This is a genomic window from Cryobacterium lactosi, from assembly GCF_004403945.1.
In the GTDB taxonomy this organism is placed as follows: Bacteria; Actinomycetota; Actinomycetes; order Actinomycetales; family Microbacteriaceae; genus Cryobacterium; species Cryobacterium lactosi.
The window spans coordinates 53,605-71,400 of the sequence record NZ_SOHM01000013.1; the positions used below are offsets into that span (position 1 = coordinate 53,605).

Below are 17,796 nucleotides of genomic sequence, written 5' to 3' on the forward strand. Positions count from 1 at the left end.
CTGGATAGATGTAAGGACGTACCTTCGGTGCACGGCTTCAAAAAATCTCATGCCAAGGAGGCCGTCGTCATACGATCCAAGCGTTTCAGAGATAGATCGGCATCGAGCCGATTTTGAGTTTGCGTGCGACGCTGACGTACTATCCAGTACAGCTCGTCGAGGGTGAGAATGACACGAGAAGGGCTCGGAGCCGCAGGACGTTGCGGTCACCAGCACATTGGCGGCGAATGGGGCAGCCGGTTGCATGACGATCTTCAGCGGGATTGCTCCAGAGCGCGACAGCTCACGCGAGGCAACGTCGGCCACCTACTGAGCCGCGATCAGAACCTGAAACTCGGAGTATGAGCGGATATAGTCACCTCCGTCATACGCGTGGGAAGCGAATACAGCTAAGACGGCGTCGGCGGAATAGGCGTACTGGGTGCCCCAGGTCATCGCCGGCATATGAAGTCCGTGATCCGGGCTGTCAAGCAAGAATTCTTCCCGCGTTACACCGTCGTCTATGATCGCACGCACCGACCCAGAAAGACATACCAGGAACTGTTCACACACTCTGTGGGCATGCTCTCCGCGTACGTCGATCGAAGGGACGTCGAAGACAGTGAAGAACCGGCGCGGCACGAACGGAAGATCCGTGCCGAACTCAGCGACCATCAAGCTGCCCCGCATATCGGTCGCCTGTTTCAATGCGATCAGAGGCGTCTGCCACGTTGCATCAGGACGCACCACATTCTGAGCGCCGAGGCTCGACATGCGGCGGCCGGCCCCATCGGCGTATCCCGTGATTCTGGCTGGATTGCCAACTACGATCGCAAACGGGGGAACGTCCCGTGTGACGACTGCGCCGGCTCCCACCATGGCTCGCTGACCGATGCGCACTCCAGGAAGAATCACGGCACCACCTCCGATTGAAGCGCCGCGTTCCACGACCGTGCGCGGAAATTCGCCCGGGTATTGTTTGCTCCGAGGAAAACGGTCATTGGTGAACGTTGCGTTCGGGCCGACGAACACGTCGTCATGTAGTTCGATCCCGTCCCATAGCTGAACCCCGGATTTCACCGTTACGCGGTCACCGATGACAACGTCGTTTTCGACGAAGACGTGGTCATTGACATTCACGTTCCTGCCGATCACCGCGCCCGGCAACACATGCGCAAATGCCCAGATTGTGGTGCCCGCGCCAACGCTCTCGGACTCGCAAATACCCTGCGGATGTACGAACGGTGCGGTCATGCGATGTCTACCTGACTTGGTTGAGAACGGGGGAAGATGAAGCGGCCGGCCACGAAACTCAGTGGCGCGGTTAGTAGAACGCTGGCACCGTTCACCCAAGGAGGCCCACCTGCGGCGCCCACCGCCCAGACAAAGGCGAGCCCACAAAGGTATATCGCCGCGTAAGCGCCCACATATGTTGCTGATCGACCGGCCGTCAGCTGAGACTTGAACACCCAACGCCCAGTGAGCAGCAGCGAGTAGACGATACCGAGCGCGAAAGCAATCGTGAAGGCCAGCGTCCCTGGCATGACGAAACTGAGAACGACCACAATGGCCGAGGTGATGAGCGTGTTGGTTCCGCCGACGAGCAAGAACCTGAAAATGGGCCTGTGGTGCCAAGGCTCAGACGTTTGCATCGACATATGACCTCCAGTGACTAGAGGTAACGGCATGTGGACGGCGCTTGGTGTTCTCGAATGTTCGCCACACGTAAGTTCCGACGATGCCCAACGCGACAAGAATGCTGAAGGTCGAGAACAGCATTACAAACATCAGGGGTGTGTATCCGGGCTCGGCAATGGCTCCAGCGAGATACGCGATCAGAACGACAAGCCCAATCACCAGCGTCAGGAATCCACCGAATGCCCCGACGGCGATGAGCAAAGTCAGTGGAAGGTCCGTGAAAGAGAAGACGCTGTCGAGCAGGTACCTGATCTTTTTTGAGATGGACCACCCGCTCTTACCGTGCTCCCGCTCCTGGCGTTCATACGGGATTTCCGCTCGTCGGAAACCAACCCAATACAACAGCCCGACCAAACTGGAATGGGATTCGTCCAGCGCGAGGATTTCCTCCATGACCGGACGACTGCAAGCGAAGATATCAACTCCACCCGCTGGCATGCTCGGGAATACCCAGCGGCGATACAGCCGCCAGAAGGTCGCTGAAGACCAGCTGCTGATCGCGGGATCGTTTCGGCCTTCCCTTCGGCCAACGGCCACATCCGCCTCACCGTTCGCGAGAACTCGGAAGAAGTCGATAACCAGTTCCGGAGGCTCCTGCAGATCCGCTGCCATCACGGCGATGAAGTCGCCGCGGGCATGCGCCATGCCGGTTCTGATGGCGGCGAAGGAGCCGAAGTTTCGAGAATGCTGGATGAGCTGGGAAGGTACGGAGTATCGAGGCAGCAGGCTAGCGAGGATCTCAAAGGAGTCATCCGGTGAACCGTCCACCACGAACACGGCTTCAACCTCGTTTTTTAGGACTCCGGAGATTCCCTCCAGTCGTTCCAATAGGGGGCGAATGCTTCCGGCGTTACCGTAAACCGGAATGACGATCGAAAACCGTGCCGACGGCGTCATGCCAGCGCGGCTATCGCAGAGCACACCGCATTGACCTCGTCATCGGTCATCTCCGGGAAGCAAGGCAGCGACAAGACCTCGCCCGCAAGCCGCTCGGTAACCGGAAGCGATTGCGCAGGAGCAGCGAAACCTGGCTGGAGGTGATCCGGCACCGGGAAATGCACATCGGTTTGGACTCCACGCTCACTGAGCGCAGCGCGGAATTCCTCTCGACGGTCCGTCCGTGCGACTGCAAGATGGGCTACGTGGTGTGCGCCGACGGCGGGCAGGACCTGCAACGGTCCTCCCTCAGCTGAGACAACATAGGACGCCACGATTGAGCGCCTGCGCTCATTGAGCGAGTCAAGAAGAGGGAGCCGCACCCCGAGGAATCCGGCCTGCAATTCATCAAGGCGGGAGTTTGTTCCCCCCGCGCGCGCAACGCGATACTTGGAGGACCAACCGTATTGGCGCAGTTCCTTCACCAGCGCTGCCGACGCGTCGCTGTTCGTGAAGATAGCGCCTCCATCGCCGATGGCACCCAGGTTCTTTGTCGGATAGAAGCTGGTGGCCGCAATGTCGCCGATCGATCCTGCCGCGACGCCATTCAGGCGCGCTCCAATGGCTTGAGCGCAGTCTTCGACGACTTTCACGCCGAATGAATGACAGAGCGCGACAAGCTCGGAGAAATCGGTGAGATTCCCGTATAGGTGCGTGATTACCACGACACCCACATCTGTAGAGAGGTGTTCGCCCACGGTTGCCGCGCTTAGGCACATGGAAGTCGCGTCAACGTCCGAGTATCGAACGGAATAGCCAGCTCGACGAGCAGCAGTGGTCGTGTATCCGCCGGCGTTAGCGGCCGTAATGACCACGTTGCGCCCCTCGGGCATCACAGCCTTGATTGCGAGTTCGAGGGCATCGGTTCCAGACGCGACACCAGCAGCATGTGCGACGCCGAGATACTTCGCGAGGTCTTGCTCCAGCGCGGTGTGTTTAGGCCCCATGATCACGTAGCCAGATGCAAGCACTTCATCGAACACACGGGTGAACTCACCTTGGTCACGGCTTATGCCGCGCGACAGGTCGTTCATCGGAATGACAGTTGGCGCGAGCGAATGTGCCATGAAATGGTCCCCCTGTGCATTTTTGGATCCCCGCTCGGGAACCTTTTCTTTCGCTACTTGAATCGCTGCCGTCGGCATCCCCGCCGATCTCGAACGACTTGATGTGATCGATTCGTGCCTGCCCGGAACTCTAGCGCCCTACGGAACCGAGAGTTAAGCCTGATCATTGCCAGCTTATTGGTACCAGCCCCTGAAGCGGCCCCGTTTCGGGTTGGGGCGCTGGAGAGGTCCCATTTCTTCTGTGTGCCACCCCTAGCTTTGGGGGTCCGTAATGCATAGGCTCGCGTATCCAGCAGGTACCCAGGCGCGTGCCGTAGGGCCGCCCTTGCCAAGTAGCCCAGTAGGCTTACGCCCAGTACGGCGCCGCCGCTCCCTTCTTGCGTCTTGGACATGACGGATTAGTGTGCGCTCGCATCTGCTTCATTCCCTGGGACGCCCGCACGCGCCTGCGGGAAATCGGGTCTCCCTGCTGCGACGGGGCCAACGCGTGCACCTCTCAACGCTCTGAGAAGTCAGGAACGAAACAATCAAGCAAGCAACAGGCCAACGGTCGGCTACGTCCCCGTCGGAAGCGAAGGCGACTGACACAGGCGGCTCTGACTTGATTCAGCATCTCCGCAGAGCCCGGCACCAGTACACAGTCCTTGGGGCATTCGTAGTCGCGACTCTCATGCTCGGCATCGGGCCCATTGTGTATGACGCGGAGACCTACTGGAGAGCGGCGCTCGGCCTCCTCGGGACAGCGCCCATGGCTGACATCAGCTTCTGGGACTTTAGGGGCACGCTCACTGGGGTTGTGTACGTACCTGCTGCCGGGTTGAGCAGCATCTTGGGCCCGCAGTCAGCTCAGTTCTCTATTCTTCTGCAGAATGCCCTGGTCCTAGGCTGGTTCGCCGCATTCATGGTGCCGCAGTTCGTCTCCTACTGGAAACCGCTGACGCCCCAGTTGAGGTGGACGGCTGCCCTTCTGGTTTGGATAGTCACCGTTGGCTTTGCGCCTTATGCGCTCGTTGACCTCTATCCCGTGATCGGGTTTGTCTGCGCCCTTTACTTGCTCCGATCCGACCGTCTGCTCTTGATCCTGTTTGCGGGTATCTTGTCGGGTTTCGCACTCAACCTTCGGCCCGCATTTCTGGTGGCGGCCGTTCTCGTCGCTTTGGTGTCTGTGGTCTGGAAGAGGTGGAAGGGCGTCTTCTATGCCCTAGGCGTCGTCATCGGCTTGCTGCCGCAGCTCGTCGTGAACGTGTCCCTGTCGGGCGTGTGGACGCTCTGGCCTCCGTTGCAATCGAGTCTGGTGGCGCTTCAGGCTGGCTACGCCTCCTACATCGTGCGGTATGACACCCTGCTTGGTGCGGCTGTACCGCAGCAGTTCTACTGCTCGCCAGCGATGGCGAGCCAACTGTTTGGCACTACTCTCCCGACCTCGACCGGACAGCTCTCTGCGACTTTTCTCGGCAACATGCCGAACTCTGTCATCTTTTCTTTGCAGAAGATTGCGTCGAGCCTTCAGTGGCCGCTGTCTACCCCCTACTCGATTCCAGCCCCCGGATTAGATGAGTTGTTCTCCCTGACGATGACTGCCATCACCGTAATTGGACTCCTGGCACTCCTGAGACTCGCAATCACAAGCCGCGGTAAGTGGACGTCCACCGTCTGGCAAAACTGGGCCGGACTGGGAGTTGTCATCCTCAGCGCCATAGTTACTTTGGTCGGCGCTGCCACCGAGAGCCGGTTCGCTCTGCAGCTGGTTCTGATTGGTGTTGTCGGGTGTCTTACGCTTCCGATGGTGAGCGTTCGTCAGGCGTGGGCTCGCGGCCGCTGGTGGATCGTAGCTGCGGTCATCCTGGTGATGGTTGTTACGTTCTTCGGATACAAGGGGCTGTCACACCCAGCCGCTCCCGGCGATGCCACCCAGGCCACCTGCGCCGTCTTGCTCGACGCGCGTTGACTTTGATCTCTTCGTAGCGCGCCCCTCGTGAAGGCCGTGCAGCACCTCCCTCTGTCGTGGCCTACGACGAAGCGGTGAGCCGATTAGTACGCGGCCATGGGGTCCGCCGATAGGTGAGTCCGAGCATCCCAGCCGCACCGAAGCCAGGCCAAGATTTCACCGTGACTCGCGCGCAAATTGGCAAACAAACTGCTCCATATTGACCAACGCATCGGCGACGCAAGGCGGCGTTTGAGCACGACAAACCCGCTTCCATGATCAACGTCCATGTCCCGCCGGCAACTAAAGTGCCTGGGCCGTGTAGCTAGTGGGCATCGGGCCCGGTGTCGCGCGTGTCGGGGTCGGACTTGCGGTCGTCACGCCCGAGGCGCTTGTCTGCGGTGTCGCGGGCACCCTGAATCTTGTCGGCGTGCTTGTTGCCGGTGACCTTATTGGCCGCTGCGGCTGCGCCGTCGATGACCTTGTCGGAGATCTCCTCGCCCTTCTCGGAGTTGAGGAATTCCTGGGCTTTGCGGGTGATGTCGTTGAGGTTCATGGGAGTCTCCGCTCTTGAGTCTGTGGTTACGAGGGTAGTTCGGGGTGCGGGGTCTCGACAAGCTCGACCAGCGGACGGGGCACGAACTGCGGGTCGGGGTGCGGGGTCTCGACAAGCTCGACCAGCGGACGCGCCCGGCAAGCAAACGGGGCACGACGGGTAGTTCGGGGTGCGGGGTCTCGACAAGCTCGACCAGCGGACGCGCTCGGCCAACGGAGGACGACCAACGGCGGCGGGGACGACAAAAGGGCCGGTCCCGAAGGACCGACCCTGTTGTTGTCGACTAGCTCAGCGAGTGAGCAGGCCTACTGAATTACTTGAGAACCTTGATGACGGTTCCGGCGCCGACGGTGCGGCCACCTTCACGGATAGCGAAGCCGAGGCCCTCTTCCATGGCGATCGGCTGGATCAGCGCGACGGTCATTTCAACCGTGTCGCCGGGCATGACCATCTCGGTGCCCTCGGGCAGCGTGATGACGCCGGTGACGTCGGTGGTGCGGAAGTAGAACTGCGGGCGGTAGTTCGCGTAGAACGGGTTGTGACGCCCACCCTCATCCTTTGACAGGATGTACGCGGTGCCCTCGAAGTCGGTGTGCGGCGTAACCGAACCCGGCTTGACGACAACCTGGCCGCGCTCAACGTCTTCGCGCTTGGTGCCACGGAGAAGAAGACCACAGTTCTCGCCGGCCCATGCCTCGTCGAGCTGCTTGTGGAACATCTCGATACCAGTAACCGTGGTCTTGATCGTCGGGCGGATGCCGACAACCTCGACCTCGGAGTTGATCTTGAGGGTTCCACGCTCGGCGCGGCCGGTGACGACAGTTCCACGACCGGTGATCGTGAAGACGTCCTCGATCGGCATCAGGAAGGGCTTGTCCTTGTCGCGGACGGGCTCCGGGAAGTAGTCATCCACTGCCTGCATGAGCTCGAGGATCTTTGCAACCCACTTGGGGTCACCCTCGAGCGCCTTGAGGGCGGAAACCTGAACGACGGGGGCGTTGTCGCCATCGAAGCCCTGGCTGGAGAGCAGTTCGCGAACCTCGAGCTCAACGAGCTCAAGGATCTCTTCGTCGTCGACCGCGTCGGACTTGTTCAGCGCGACGAGCAGGGACGGCACGCCGACCTGCTTGGCGAGAAGAACGTGCTCACGGGTCTGAGCCATCGGGCCGTCAGTAGCGGCAACCACGAGGATCGCGCCGTCCATCTGAGCAGCACCGGTGATCATGTTCTTGATGTAGTCAGCGTGGCCCGGAGCGTCAACGTGTGCGTAGTGACGCTTCTCGGTCTCATACTCAACATGCGAGATGTTGATCGTGATGCCGCGCTGGCGCTCTTCGGGAGCGGAGTCGATCGACGCGAAGTCGCGCTGAACGTTGGTCTTGGAAGGGAACGTGTCGGCGAGGACCTTCGAGATCGCTGCCGTCAGCGTGGTCTTTCCGTGGTCAACGTGACCGATCGTTCCGATGTTTACGTGCGGCTTGGTCCGCTCGAACTTGGCCTTGGCCACTGTGGGTCCTCCTCAGGACTCTCGGCTCCACCGGACGTTGGTTTACGCCCGGTGGAACTGCTGGATTTGTGTACTTATGTTACTCGGGCCAGGAGGCCTAAGCGATTCGGCCCGAAGGCCGGTGGGTTATTCGCCCTTGTTCTTCTGGATGATCTCGTCGGCAACAGCCTTCGGGACCTCCTGGTAGCTCTCGAAAGTCATCGAGTACACCGCGCGGCCCGAGGTCTTGGACCTCAGGTCGCCGATGTAACCGAACATCTCCGACAGCGGAACGTGTGCGCGGATAACCTTCACGCCCTGTGCGTCCTCCATGGTCTGGATCTGGCCACGGCGAGAGTTGAGGTCTCCGATGACGTCACCCATGTATTCCTCAGGGGTGCGCACCTCGACGGCCATCAACGGCTCAAGAAGAACCGGGTTTGCCTTCCGAACGGCTTCCTTGAAGCCCATCGAGCCGGCAATCTTGAACGCCATCTCCGAGGAGTCGACGTCGTGAGCGGCACCGTCAAGCAGGCTTGCCTTGACGCCGACCATCGGGTACCCGGCGAGCACACCCACGTGGAGGGCATCCTGGATTCCGGCGTCAACCGAAGGGATGTACTCACGCGGGATACGGCCACCGGTGACTTTGTTCACGAACTCGTACGACTTGTCGGCAGTGATTTCAAGCGGCTCGATCGCGAACTGAATCTTCGCGAACTGGCCGGATCCACCGGTCTGCTTCTTGTGCGTGTAGTCGTGACGCTCGACGGCCTTCTTGATCGTCTCGCGGTAAGCAACCTGGGGCTTGCCGACGTTCGCCTCAACGTTGAATTCACGCTTCATGCGGTCGACGAGGATGTCCAGGTGAAGCTCACCCATTCCCTTGATGACCGTCTGACCAGTTTCCTGGTTCTGCTCGGTACGGAAAGTGGGGTCTTCTTCGGCCAGCTTCTGGATCGCGAGACCCAGCTTTTCCTGGTCCTGCTTGGTCTTCGGCTCGATGGCAACTTCGATAACCGGGTCAGGGAACGTCATCGACTCGAGGACGACCTGCTGCTGCGGGTCGCACAGGGTGTCGCCGGTGGTCGTGTCCTTGAGGCCGATGACCGCGTAGATGTGACCAGCGGTAACGAAACCGACCGGGTTCTCCTTGTTGGCGTGCATCTGGAAGATCTTCCCGATGCGCTCCTTCTTGCCCTTGGTGGAGTTGATGATCTGGGCACCGGAGTCGATACGGCCGGAGTAAACCCGGACGTAGGTGAGCCGACCGAAGAACGGGTGCACGGCAACCTTGAACGCCAGAGCCGCGAACGGCTCGTCAGCGTTGGGGTGCAGCATGATCGTCTTCTCTTCGTCACGCGCATCGAGAGCCTCGATGGCGGGAACGTCGAGCGGGGTCGGCAGGTAGTCGACAACGGCATCCAGCATCGGCTGCACACCACGGTTCTTGAACGCGGAACCGCAGAGGACCGGGTAGATCTCGCTGGCTACGGTGAGCTTGCGGATCGCGGCCTTGATCTCTGCAACGGTGAGGTCCTCGCCGGAGAAATACTTCTCCATGAGGTCGTCATCGGTCTCGGCGACGGTCTCGAGGAGCAGCTTGCGGTATTCAGCAGCCTTCTCTACGAGGTCTTCGGGGATCGGCTCGATGGCGTACTTGGCGCCCATCTCGACGTCACCCTTGGAGTCGCCGCGCCAGGTCAGTGCACGCATTTCGACGAGGTCAACGACCCCTTCGAAGTTCGACTCTTCACCGATGGGCAGCTGGATGACCAGCGGCTTGGCGCCGAGGCGCTTCACGATGGTGTCGACGGTGTAGTAGAAGTCGGCGCCGAGCTTGTCCATCTTGTTGACGAAGCAGATGCGGGGCACGTCGTACTTGTCGGCCTGGCGCCAGACGGTCTCGGACTGGGGCTCAACGCCCTCCTTGCCGTCGAACACGGCGACAGCGCCGTCGAGAACGCGGAGCGAACGCTCCACCTCAACGGTGAAGTCCACGTGGCCGGGGGTGTCGATGATGTTGATCTGGTTACCGGCCCAGAAGCACGTCGTTGCAGCGGACGTGATCGTGATGCCACGTTCCTGCTCCTGCGCCATCCAGTCCATCGTGGAGGCGCCATCGTGCGTCTCACCGATCTTGTGGTTCACACCCGTGTAAAAAAGGATGCGCTCGGTCGTAGTTGTCTTGCCGGCATCGATGTGGGCCATGATGCCGATGTTGCGGACCTTGCTCAGGTCGGTGAGCACGTCAAGTGCCACGGGTGTCCTCCGGAAGTGTTGTGAAAGATGAGGTTGAACAGGCGTTTGCAGGACGAGCCTGCACCGCCGGTCGAGCTTGCCGAGACCAAAGCCTCAACCCGCTCGACCAGCGACGGACGACTACCAGCGGTAGTGAGCGAAAGCCTTGTTCGCTTCAGCCATCTTGTGAGTGTCCTCACGACGCTTCACAGCGGCACCGAGGCCGTTGGACGCGTCGAGGATCTCGTTGGTGAGACGCTCGGTCATGGTCTTCTCGCGACGCGCCTTGGCGTAGCTGGTCAACCAACGCAGCGCGAGAGTGTTCGCACGGTGCGGCTTGACTTCGACGGGCACCTGGTAGGTGGAACCACCGACGCGGCGCGAACGCACCTCGAGGGTCGGGCGCACGTTGTCGAGTGCCTTCTTCAGCGTGACAACAGCATCCGCACCGTTCTTGGCAACGACGCCTTCGAGTGCATCGTAAACGATGCGCTCGGCGAGGCCCTTCTTGCCGTCGAGGAGGATCTTGTTGACCAGCTGGCTAACAATGGGAGCGCCGTATACCGGGTCAGCGATAACGGGACGCTTGGGCGCTGGGCCTTTACGAGGCATTACTTCTTCTCCATCTTGGCGCCGTAGCGGCTACGAGCCTGCTTGCGGTTCTTGACTGCCTGGGTGTCCAGGGCGCCGCGAACGATCTTGTAACGAACACCGGGGAGGTCCTTAACACGACCGCCGCGAACGAGCACCATCGAGTGCTCCTGCAGGTTGTGGCCTTCACCGGGGATGTAGGCGGTGACCTCGGTACCGTTGGACAGCTTGACGCGAGCAACCTTGCGGAGAGCCGAGTTCGGCTTCTTCGGGGTGGTCGTGTACACGCGCGTGCAAACGCCGCGCTGCTGGGGGTTGGACTTCAGGGCGGGAGCCTTGGTCTTGGTGACCTTGGGGCTGCGTCCCTTTCGCACCAACTGCTGAATGGTGGGCACTAATAACTCCTTGTTTTTGCTGCACGGTGACAGCTGACTGATGTCAAAGCATTCGAATCGCACTTCTCAGTGCTCATCGAGTTCATCTGGACCCGCCGGACATCACGGAATTGCTTCCGGTCGTTCTGGTGGGTATGCCGTGGGGGCCGCTCGGAGAGCAAACCCTGTTTGCGTGGAGTGTCGGGGCGTCTGAAGTGCAACCCGATGTCAGACAACGAAGCGGCATAACTGAAGCGCACGACAAAGCGCACACCGGACAATGCTAACCCCGCTGGGGTTGCGGGTCAAGCGCGCCCGACTTCCCCGGCCGCGTGCTCGGGCCTGCCGTGGGCACCCGGAACGGGCACTCGTCGTGATTATAGGAAATGGTGAGATTGACAGGACGAAATCGGCGAATGCATCCTCGCAATCTCACTATCTCCTATCGTGCGCCGGCGACAGGTGCAGACCTTGGGCCATGGCCCGGAGGATCTCGTTCTCGATCCGGGGCCAGTCGAACAGGATTTGCCGGTAGTCGTAGCGCAATACCGTGTAGCCCAGCAGCGCCAGCCGGCGATCGTGGGCGATGTCCGCCCGCCGCTGCTCGGCCGACGAGTGAAAGCTGAACCCGTCGCTCTGCAGCACGAGCCGGTCGCCGATGAGCCCATCCACTTTGTGGCCTTCGAGTATGACCTGCTGGCTGACCCGGATACCCGTCAATGCCAGCCGTGCCACAGGTAGCGTCTCCAGGCCCGAATCGGACAATCCCGACGCTACCTCGCGCACGGCGCGGGCCGCGGTGCCGCGCAAGTGCAATCGTGCCAGCGACTGCGGGGTCACAAGGTTCTTGTTGAGGGCGGCGTCCCAGACGACGAGAGCATTCTCAAAGGGCTGGCACTCCGCAATGTGTACGAGGGCGTTCTCGATCGGTTCCACGAGCGCGAACCGGGCAACCGGCACCGGTCCGGCGCTCCAATGCACCCGCAGGGTGTCGGATGCGGCAACCGCGCCGTTCCTCGGGATACTGACGTGGTTCCTCCCGTCAGGGAGGTGCCACAGCTCAAGTCGCCTGGCCACGCTGAGGCACGCTACCCGCCCGCCGAGCGCCGCTGCAGCGCGCAGGTCCATCGGGGCCGTCGGCAGCGCCAACCAATCGCGCCGGACGCGGGCGCACACACCTCCGGCAACGTTCTGCCTGATCGCGAAGCGGGTGAAGCCCGCACGGAGGGCCTGTTGAGAGTGCGCGATCCCGCCGTGCTGGTTGAGCCAGGTGCCGAGTTCCATGCGCCCAGTGTCACCGCCGGCATCCGCTCATCTACCCCGGTGTTCTCCGCTGTGCAAACTCTCCCCGGCTCGCCCCCTGTGCACACCGAGCCCCGCCTCCCTGCCGCGCGCACGATTGTGAGGAGAAAGTGAGATTGCAAGGACGCGATCGGTGACGGCATCCTCATAATCGGCCGTTTTCCTCATAAACGTCCGCCGTTGGGTCCGGATCGTCGGATGCCAGTCAGGTCCCGTGCGGGTCCAGCGTGCTGCCCAAGTCGGCCAGCAGCGCCTGCACCTGTGGTTCCACGAACGTGGCAATGGCCTGCTGCAGCTGCACCCGGCGCCCGCCCAGGTCGGCGCAGATCCGTTTGCCGACCAGCGTGGCGTAGTCGTCGGCCAACCGCATCTCCACCCGCAGGGTCGTCTTCTCCTCGATGCTCAGCGGCGGCGGCACAAGTTCGGGGTCGTCGGCGCTGAGCGGCTGCACGAACTCCTCGAAGGTGAACAGGTACGGCTCGTCCGGCTCCGGCGGCGGGTCCAGGTCGAGGCCGTCGAACTCGGGCTCCAAGCCCTCGAGCGGCCGGTAGGCCTGCGCGGCGCGGCGCAGTTCGATCAGGCCCAGTTCCCGGTTGAGCAGCGGCAGGTTCCGCGCCGTGTAGGTCTCTACCTCGTCGTCGACGAGAGTCTTGATGCGCATCGAGAGCGGATGCTGCACCGCATGTGGCACATCCGTGTCAAGGCCCGCGGCGCGCAACACCGGCGAGCCGAAGCACTGCTGGCAGAGTCTGGAGCGTGCCCGGTGCGTTCCGGGCCGCCAACGGGGAACCCAACGCAACCAGGCCTCGACCTCGCGGTCGACCCGCGACTCGATGGATGCATCCATGGCTGTCAAGTTTAGTCGGTGCCGGGCCCGGAGTCACCTGGTTTCGGCAAGCTCAACCAGCGAAGGGCTGCCTCTACCCGCGGCGGGCGGGCTCGACCCTCTCGGTGGTCGAGCTTGTCGAGACCTCGAGGGCTCAGCCGAAGTAGCGGTCGGGGCGGTGGTTCATGGCGATGATCATGTTGAGGATGACCGCGCCCACCACCGAGAGCAGCACCATCGGCAGGGGCAGCGTGGCGAATGCGGCGAGCACGATGAGCACGTCCACCACGAGCTGCACGTAGCCGGCCCGCCATCCGCGGCTCTTCTGCAGGTAGAGCGCGAGGATGTTGACCCCACCCAGGCTCGCCTGGTGACGGAACAGGACGATGAGGCCGATGCCCGCGAGCAGACTGCCGAGCAGCGTGGCGTAGATCGGGTTCATGTCCCCGATTTCAAGCATCAGCGGGTGCACCTCGGAGTACAGCGACACCAGCACCACGGCGACCAGGGTCTTCACGGTGAAACGCCAGCCCATCCGCCAGATCGCCAGGGCGAAGAACGGCACGTTCACGAGTACGAACCACACGCCGAACGACCAGCTGGTGGCGTAGCTGGCCAGCAGGGCGATGCCGGCGGTGCCGCCGGTGGCCACGCCGACCTCTTTGAGCAGGTACAGGCCGAAGGAGACGGCGAAGGTGCCGATGAACAGCGCCACCACGTTCTCGAACCGGGAGTGCGGCACCCGCTGCGGGCGCTCGGACGGGTCGACGATCGGAGCGGATGCGGTGCGCGTCACGCGCGGGGCTCCGGGGTAATAGTGGCGCAGGTCATTACGCCATGGTATCGAGCCGGGCGCTCAGCCCAGTGCGGCGGGTTTCTCCGGCACCGGGCCGGGCCAGGGGCCGTAGCGCTCGGCCATGTCGTCCACGGACAGGTCCAGGGTGGGACCGGTCATCTCCGTCCAGCCCAGAGCGGCCGCGGCCGGGGCCAGGTCGAGAGCCGTGTCGCCGTCCCGGAACGCCACGGACGCCGTGGTGGTGGGCTCCTCCGCGGTCGCGGACCAGGCCATGGCCAGCGTGTAGTCCAGCAGCGCGGGCACATCACCCGGGTAGCCGGCCTCGAGGTTGAGCCCGACGGTCAGTTCCAGTTGGTTGGGCAGCCCCACCGGCCCGGTCGACACGAACGCGGCGCTCACCCCGGGGAGCTGGGTCAGTTCTTCGGTGACCTGTGCCGTGGTGCGGGCGGCCGTCGGGGAGTTCGGGGCCGCGGGCTGCCCGGACCGGCCGAGGCCGGCGCATCCGCCCAGCGCCACCGCGGCCGTCAGGGCGGCGGCGACGAGCGGGGCCGTTCGGTGCGTTCTGAACGATCGGTGCTGTCGACTCATGGCTGGCGTTGCGCTCCGTAGTCCGTGGTTCTGGACACGACCTCACCGGTGTCGGTGTTGGTCGTGGTGATTGTAGTGATGTGGGTTTCGGAGTCGGTGCTCATGGTCACGGCCAGCTCGGCGTCAGCGTCTGGAAAGTAGCCTGCGGCGGAGTCGTTGAACGCGGTGATGCTCGGGTCCGATGACGCCGCGACCTCCCCGGCCGTGATCGCGTACCGGTCGGCGTTGTGGGCGCCCTGTTCGCCGGCGATGCCGACCGGGATGCCCTTGTCGGTGGGCAGTGACGGGGCGGAAGCCTGCACGGTGGTCCAGTTCGCGCTGTCGGGGTTGTTGTGGCCGTCGAGCTTGGCGACCGGGTCTTCGTCGAACTCGAGCGAGAGCACCTGCACCCCGCTGGGGATGTCGAAGTTGGCGACCGGTGATCCGCCGGTGACGACGTGCGTGAAGGTGTAGTTCAGGCTCGGGTCGGCCGCCATCTGCCCGGCGACGATGCCGCCCAGGCTGAAGCCCTGGATCATCACCGGGTTGTCCTTGGTGATGCCGGCCTCCTGCATCGCCGCATCCACGGCGCTGGAGAGCGCCGTCTGCCGGGCCAGCATGGCGTGCGTATCGCTGGTGACGTCGTTGGGTGTGCTGCCGGCGGCCGGGTCCCACACCTGAGTGCTGGGCACCTGCACGATGAAACTCGGCGGGTTACCGGGCACCTCGGTGATGCGGATGCGCGCCAGCGCGTTTTCGGCGCCCGTGGCGGAGGTGTCGTATTGGTCGATCTGCGCCGACCCGGCGAACAGGCCCTCGAGGCTGGTCGGGGTGGCGACATCGGGGCCGATGATCTCGGGCGGGGTGATCAGGTCGTCGTGGGTGAGCAGCGGTCCGTCGTCGAAGTAGCCGCCTTGGTTGCCCGCCCCGATGATGGCCTGCAGCGCCTGCTCGTAGCTGGTGGGCGGCCACGGCACCCCGGTGAGCTTGGCTAGCAGCGCGTTGCCGGCGACCGGGCCGAGCAGCATTGTCAGCGGCAGGGTGAGACCGGAGAGCAGCCCCGGGGCGCCCTGGGCGATCAGGTCGACGGCCCAGGCGTTCTCCCCCGCCAGCTCGTTGAGCTGGTCGAGCTGGGCGGCGAGCTGGCCCTCCACGGTGTGTTGGGCCTCGTCGCCGTCGTAGTTCGCCGCCGCGCCGGCCAGCACCAGCCCGAGCGCGAGGGCGGGATTTGCGAGCGAGCCGGGGTGGGCCAGCACGTTCTCGACGCCCTCGCCGAGCGATTCCAGTGCTTCGCCGCCGTACCCGGCCACGAAGACCAGGGCCACGTCGGCGGCCGCCACGGCGGCGAGGCTCACCGCCAGCGGCACGGCCATCACGCCGATGAAGAAGGTGGTGGTGTTCACCGCTGCGTCGGCGAGCAGCGCGAGGCTGCGGTCAACGGCCTCGTAGGCATCCACGGCGCCGGCCAGGAACACCGCGGTGACGCCGGCCTCGGTGGCGAAGAGCAGCATCTGGCCGGTGGCGAACACGATCTGTTGTTCGGCGGCCGCGGCGGTGATCGGCGAGAGGATGGCGGAGGCGAGCAGGTCGCCGTCCACGGCGATGCCGGCTGCGGTGAGGGACTGGTCCACGAGCTGCTGGGCCATAGCGGCGAGGTGCCCGGACTCGGTGCGCATGTCGGCGAGGTTGGCGCCGATGCCGCCCGCTCCCCCGGAGACGGTGAATGTGGGCTCAGCCACGGAGTACCCCGAGCAGTGCGCCGATGGCGGTGGTGACCTGCCCGGTGATCGCGGCCGGGCCGGTGGTCTGGATGCGCACCCGGCTGGAGTCGACAAAATCGACGGTGGACTCGATGCGGCCCACCAGCGGGGTGTCGGCGCTCATCTGGAACCAGCCGGCGGCGCTGCGGAACCAGTGCACCGCGAGGGTGTCGCCGGTGAGCGAGGTGGCGGTGACGCTGTAGCCGGCGTTGATGCCGAACGCGGGGCCTTCGAGCACCTGCTCGGCCTGCGGTAGTCCCACCTCGAGGGCGGCGGCGTGGATGATGTCGGGGCTGCCGGTGCGGATGGCGCCGATCATGCCCTGCGCCAGGGTGAGCGGGAGCACGACGGCGGCGGGCCGGGCGTGCGGGGCGGCCGGCGTGGTCTGGGGTTCGAGGCGCACGAGGGAGCGCAGGGTCTCCCCGATAAGTGCTGTGACGGGGAACGCGGAGAGTTCCACCGCGTCTTCGTTGGCCGGGTTCGTGCCGTGGTCGTTGAGGCGCTGGCCGCGCACCAGGGAGGCGGCGAAGCCGCCGCGCACGGCGACGGCCTGCAGGATGGTGCGGCCGCCGCCCCAGGAATGCACGGTGAGGTGCAGGGCCGGTTCGGTGAACAGGCCCAGGAAGGAGAGGACGGCGGGGTGGACCCGGGCTGGGAAGGTAGTGGGGGCGTGGGCGCCAGGTGCGGTGGCATCAGGCGTGGTGGCGCCGGGCGTGGTGGCGCCGGGCGTGGTGGCGCCGGGCGCGTGGGCGCCAGGTGCGTGGGCGTCTCCGGCGGGGACGATTTGGACGTCGGCGGGGGCCGGCCGCAGCAGGCCCTGGTCGATCAGGCCCAGCTCGGCCACGAGCATCCGTTCGGCCCGTTCGCTCTCGGGCACGTCGTCGGCCCAGGCGGAGTGGAACTCGGCCGGCAGGGTGAGGCCCGGGCAGCTGCTCTGCAGCAGGTACAACTGGTCGGCGGTGAGGCCGAACCGGGCCGGCGTGGTCGGGGCGGCGAGCGCCGCGGTGGAGAAAGCCATGGTTACCAGCCCCGTCGGTGGAAGGTGTCGGCCAGGTCGAGCCACTCGGGCGAGCCCGGGGTGGGGAGCTCTCGCACCGTGCGGATGAGTTCGTCGGCTTCGCTCACCAGCGCGCGGGGCACCTCGGTGCCGAAGAATTCGAAGATGTTCTCGGCGCCCTCGGTGATCACCTCAACGGTATTTCCCACCAGGCGGGCCGCGTCGCTCCAGCGGTCCGAGATCCACTGTTCGGCTTCGACGATAGCCGCTTTCACCGCTTCGACCGAGCGGATGTGCGCGTCGATTCTGTCGGCGGCCTCGTCGAGCGAGGTGGCCGAGATGTCGAGATTTCTGGCACGCTCACCGAGCTGGTCGATGAAGCTGGCTGCGGCGGCAGAGACCCAGGTCTTTCCCACGGCGGATCGCAGCGTCGTGGCGCGGGTCCGGGTGTCGTCGGCGAGGGTGCGCAGCGCGGCGGATTGCCGGCCGAGTGCCGCCATATCGCCGTACATGCGGTCTCCCTGGTGATGGATGCTGCCGATGGTGCCGCGCGGGTGGTGCTGGTGGTGCGCGACTCGTGTCGCGGCCGGTGGCGCGGGTGCTGCGCGTGACGCGGCGGGTGGCGCGGGTGCTGCGCGTGACGCGGCGGGTGGCGCGGGTGCTGCGCGTGACGCGGCGGGTGGCGCGGGTGCT

17 protein-coding genes are annotated in these 17,796 nt (G+C 64.0%); 1 reads left to right on the forward strand and 16 read right to left on the reverse strand.

The genetic code is table 11. The features are described from left to right. Positions 1-306: 306 nt before the first annotated feature. From E3T61_RS22540 to E3T61_RS07760, 4 genes are read right to left on the reverse strand one after another with little or no spacing between them, the layout of a single operon-like run. A complete protein-coding gene (locus E3T61_RS22540) occupies positions 307-1,233 on the reverse strand; it encodes a WxcM-like domain-containing protein (protein WP_134640297.1) in 927 nt (308 codons plus the stop codon). Beyond that, a complete protein-coding gene (locus tag E3T61_RS07750) occupies positions 1,230-1,637 on the reverse strand; it encodes a GtrA family protein (protein ID WP_166793180.1) in 408 nt (135 codons plus the stop codon). The genes E3T61_RS22540 and E3T61_RS07750 overlap by 4 nt, the downstream gene beginning before the upstream one ends. Beyond that, positions 1,618-2,574: a glycosyltransferase family 2 protein gene (locus tag E3T61_RS07755; protein ID WP_134640299.1), complete on the reverse strand. Its 957-nt coding sequence runs from the start codon at positions 2,572-2,574 to the stop codon at positions 1,618-1,620. Before E3T61_RS07755 ends, E3T61_RS07750 begins: the two co-directional genes overlap by 20 nt. Then, positions 2,571-3,758 (reverse strand): DegT/DnrJ/EryC1/StrS family aminotransferase, encoded by a 1,188-nt coding sequence (locus tag E3T61_RS07760; protein ID WP_198418658.1) that lies wholly within the window; start codon positions 3,756-3,758, stop codon positions 2,571-2,573. Before E3T61_RS07760 ends, E3T61_RS07755 begins: the two co-directional genes overlap by 4 nt. 670 nt (positions 3,759-4,428) lie before the next feature. On the opposite strand from E3T61_RS07760, the gene E3T61_RS07765 reads away from it, so the two are divergent. After that, positions 4,429-5,628, forward strand: a complete 1,200-nt coding sequence (locus E3T61_RS07765) for a hypothetical protein (RefSeq protein ID WP_134640300.1) — start codon at positions 4,429-4,431, stop codon at positions 5,626-5,628. Positions 5,629-5,932: 304 nt separating this feature from the next. Here E3T61_RS07765 and E3T61_RS07770 read toward each other — a convergent pair whose 3' ends face one another. The 12 genes from E3T61_RS07770 to E3T61_RS07825 form a co-directional block, all read right to left on the reverse strand. After that, positions 5,933-6,163: an antitoxin gene (locus tag E3T61_RS07770; RefSeq protein WP_134640301.1), complete on the reverse strand. Its 231-nt coding sequence runs from the start codon at positions 6,161-6,163 to the stop codon at positions 5,933-5,935. A gap of 313 nt (positions 6,164-6,476) precedes the next feature. Further along, the gene (tuf, locus tag E3T61_RS07775; RefSeq protein ID WP_088457194.1) at positions 6,477-7,670 is read right to left on the reverse strand and encodes an elongation factor Tu; all 1,194 of its coding nucleotides are present in this window, start codon (positions 7,668-7,670) and stop codon (positions 6,477-6,479) included. Between the two features lie 126 nt (positions 7,671-7,796). Continuing rightward, the gene (fusA, locus tag E3T61_RS07780; RefSeq protein WP_134640302.1) at positions 7,797-9,911 is read right to left on the reverse strand and encodes an elongation factor G; all 2,115 of its coding nucleotides are present in this window, start codon (positions 9,909-9,911) and stop codon (positions 7,797-7,799) included. 120 nt (positions 9,912-10,031) lie between these two features. Next, on the reverse strand, positions 10,032-10,502 hold the full coding sequence (gene rpsG, locus E3T61_RS07785) for a 30S ribosomal protein S7 (RefSeq protein WP_066597688.1): 471 nt from the start codon (positions 10,500-10,502) through the stop codon (positions 10,032-10,034). Continuing rightward, complete coding sequence (gene rpsL / locus E3T61_RS07790; protein ID WP_055811472.1) at positions 10,502-10,876, reverse strand: 30S ribosomal protein S12; 375 nt, start codon at positions 10,874-10,876, stop codon at positions 10,502-10,504. Before rpsL ends, rpsG begins: the two co-directional genes overlap by 1 nt. A gap of 414 nt (positions 10,877-11,290) precedes the next feature. Further along, positions 11,291-12,139, reverse strand: coding sequence for an endonuclease domain-containing protein (locus E3T61_RS07795; protein WP_134640303.1), 849 nt, complete (start codon positions 12,137-12,139; stop codon positions 11,291-11,293). A gap of 223 nt (positions 12,140-12,362) precedes the next feature. Beyond that, entirely contained in the window at positions 12,363-13,004 is a 642-nt protein-coding gene (locus E3T61_RS07800) for a spermidine/putrescine ABC transporter substrate-binding protein (RefSeq protein ID WP_134640304.1), read from the reverse strand. A gap of 133 nt (positions 13,005-13,137) precedes the next feature. Continuing rightward, positions 13,138-13,779, reverse strand: coding sequence for a YitT family protein (locus tag E3T61_RS07805; RefSeq protein ID WP_241992448.1), 642 nt, complete (start codon positions 13,777-13,779; stop codon positions 13,138-13,140). A gap of 60 nt (positions 13,780-13,839) precedes the next feature. Continuing rightward, entirely contained in the window at positions 13,840-14,367 is a 528-nt protein-coding gene (locus E3T61_RS07810) for a hypothetical protein (protein ID WP_134640305.1), read from the reverse strand. Beyond that, entirely contained in the window at positions 14,364-16,085 is a 1,722-nt protein-coding gene (locus E3T61_RS07815) for a hypothetical protein (protein ID WP_134640306.1), read from the reverse strand. Before E3T61_RS07815 ends, E3T61_RS07810 begins: the two co-directional genes overlap by 4 nt. Further along, positions 16,078-17,124, reverse strand: a complete 1,047-nt coding sequence (locus E3T61_RS21875) for a hypothetical protein (protein ID WP_166793181.1) — start codon at positions 17,122-17,124, stop codon at positions 16,078-16,080. Before E3T61_RS21875 ends, E3T61_RS07815 begins: the two co-directional genes overlap by 8 nt. 2 nt (positions 17,125-17,126) lie before the next feature. Then, a complete protein-coding gene (locus E3T61_RS07825; RefSeq protein ID WP_134640307.1) occupies positions 17,127-17,615 on the reverse strand; it encodes a hypothetical protein in 489 nt (162 codons plus the stop codon). Positions 17,616-17,796 lie beyond the last annotated feature (181 nt).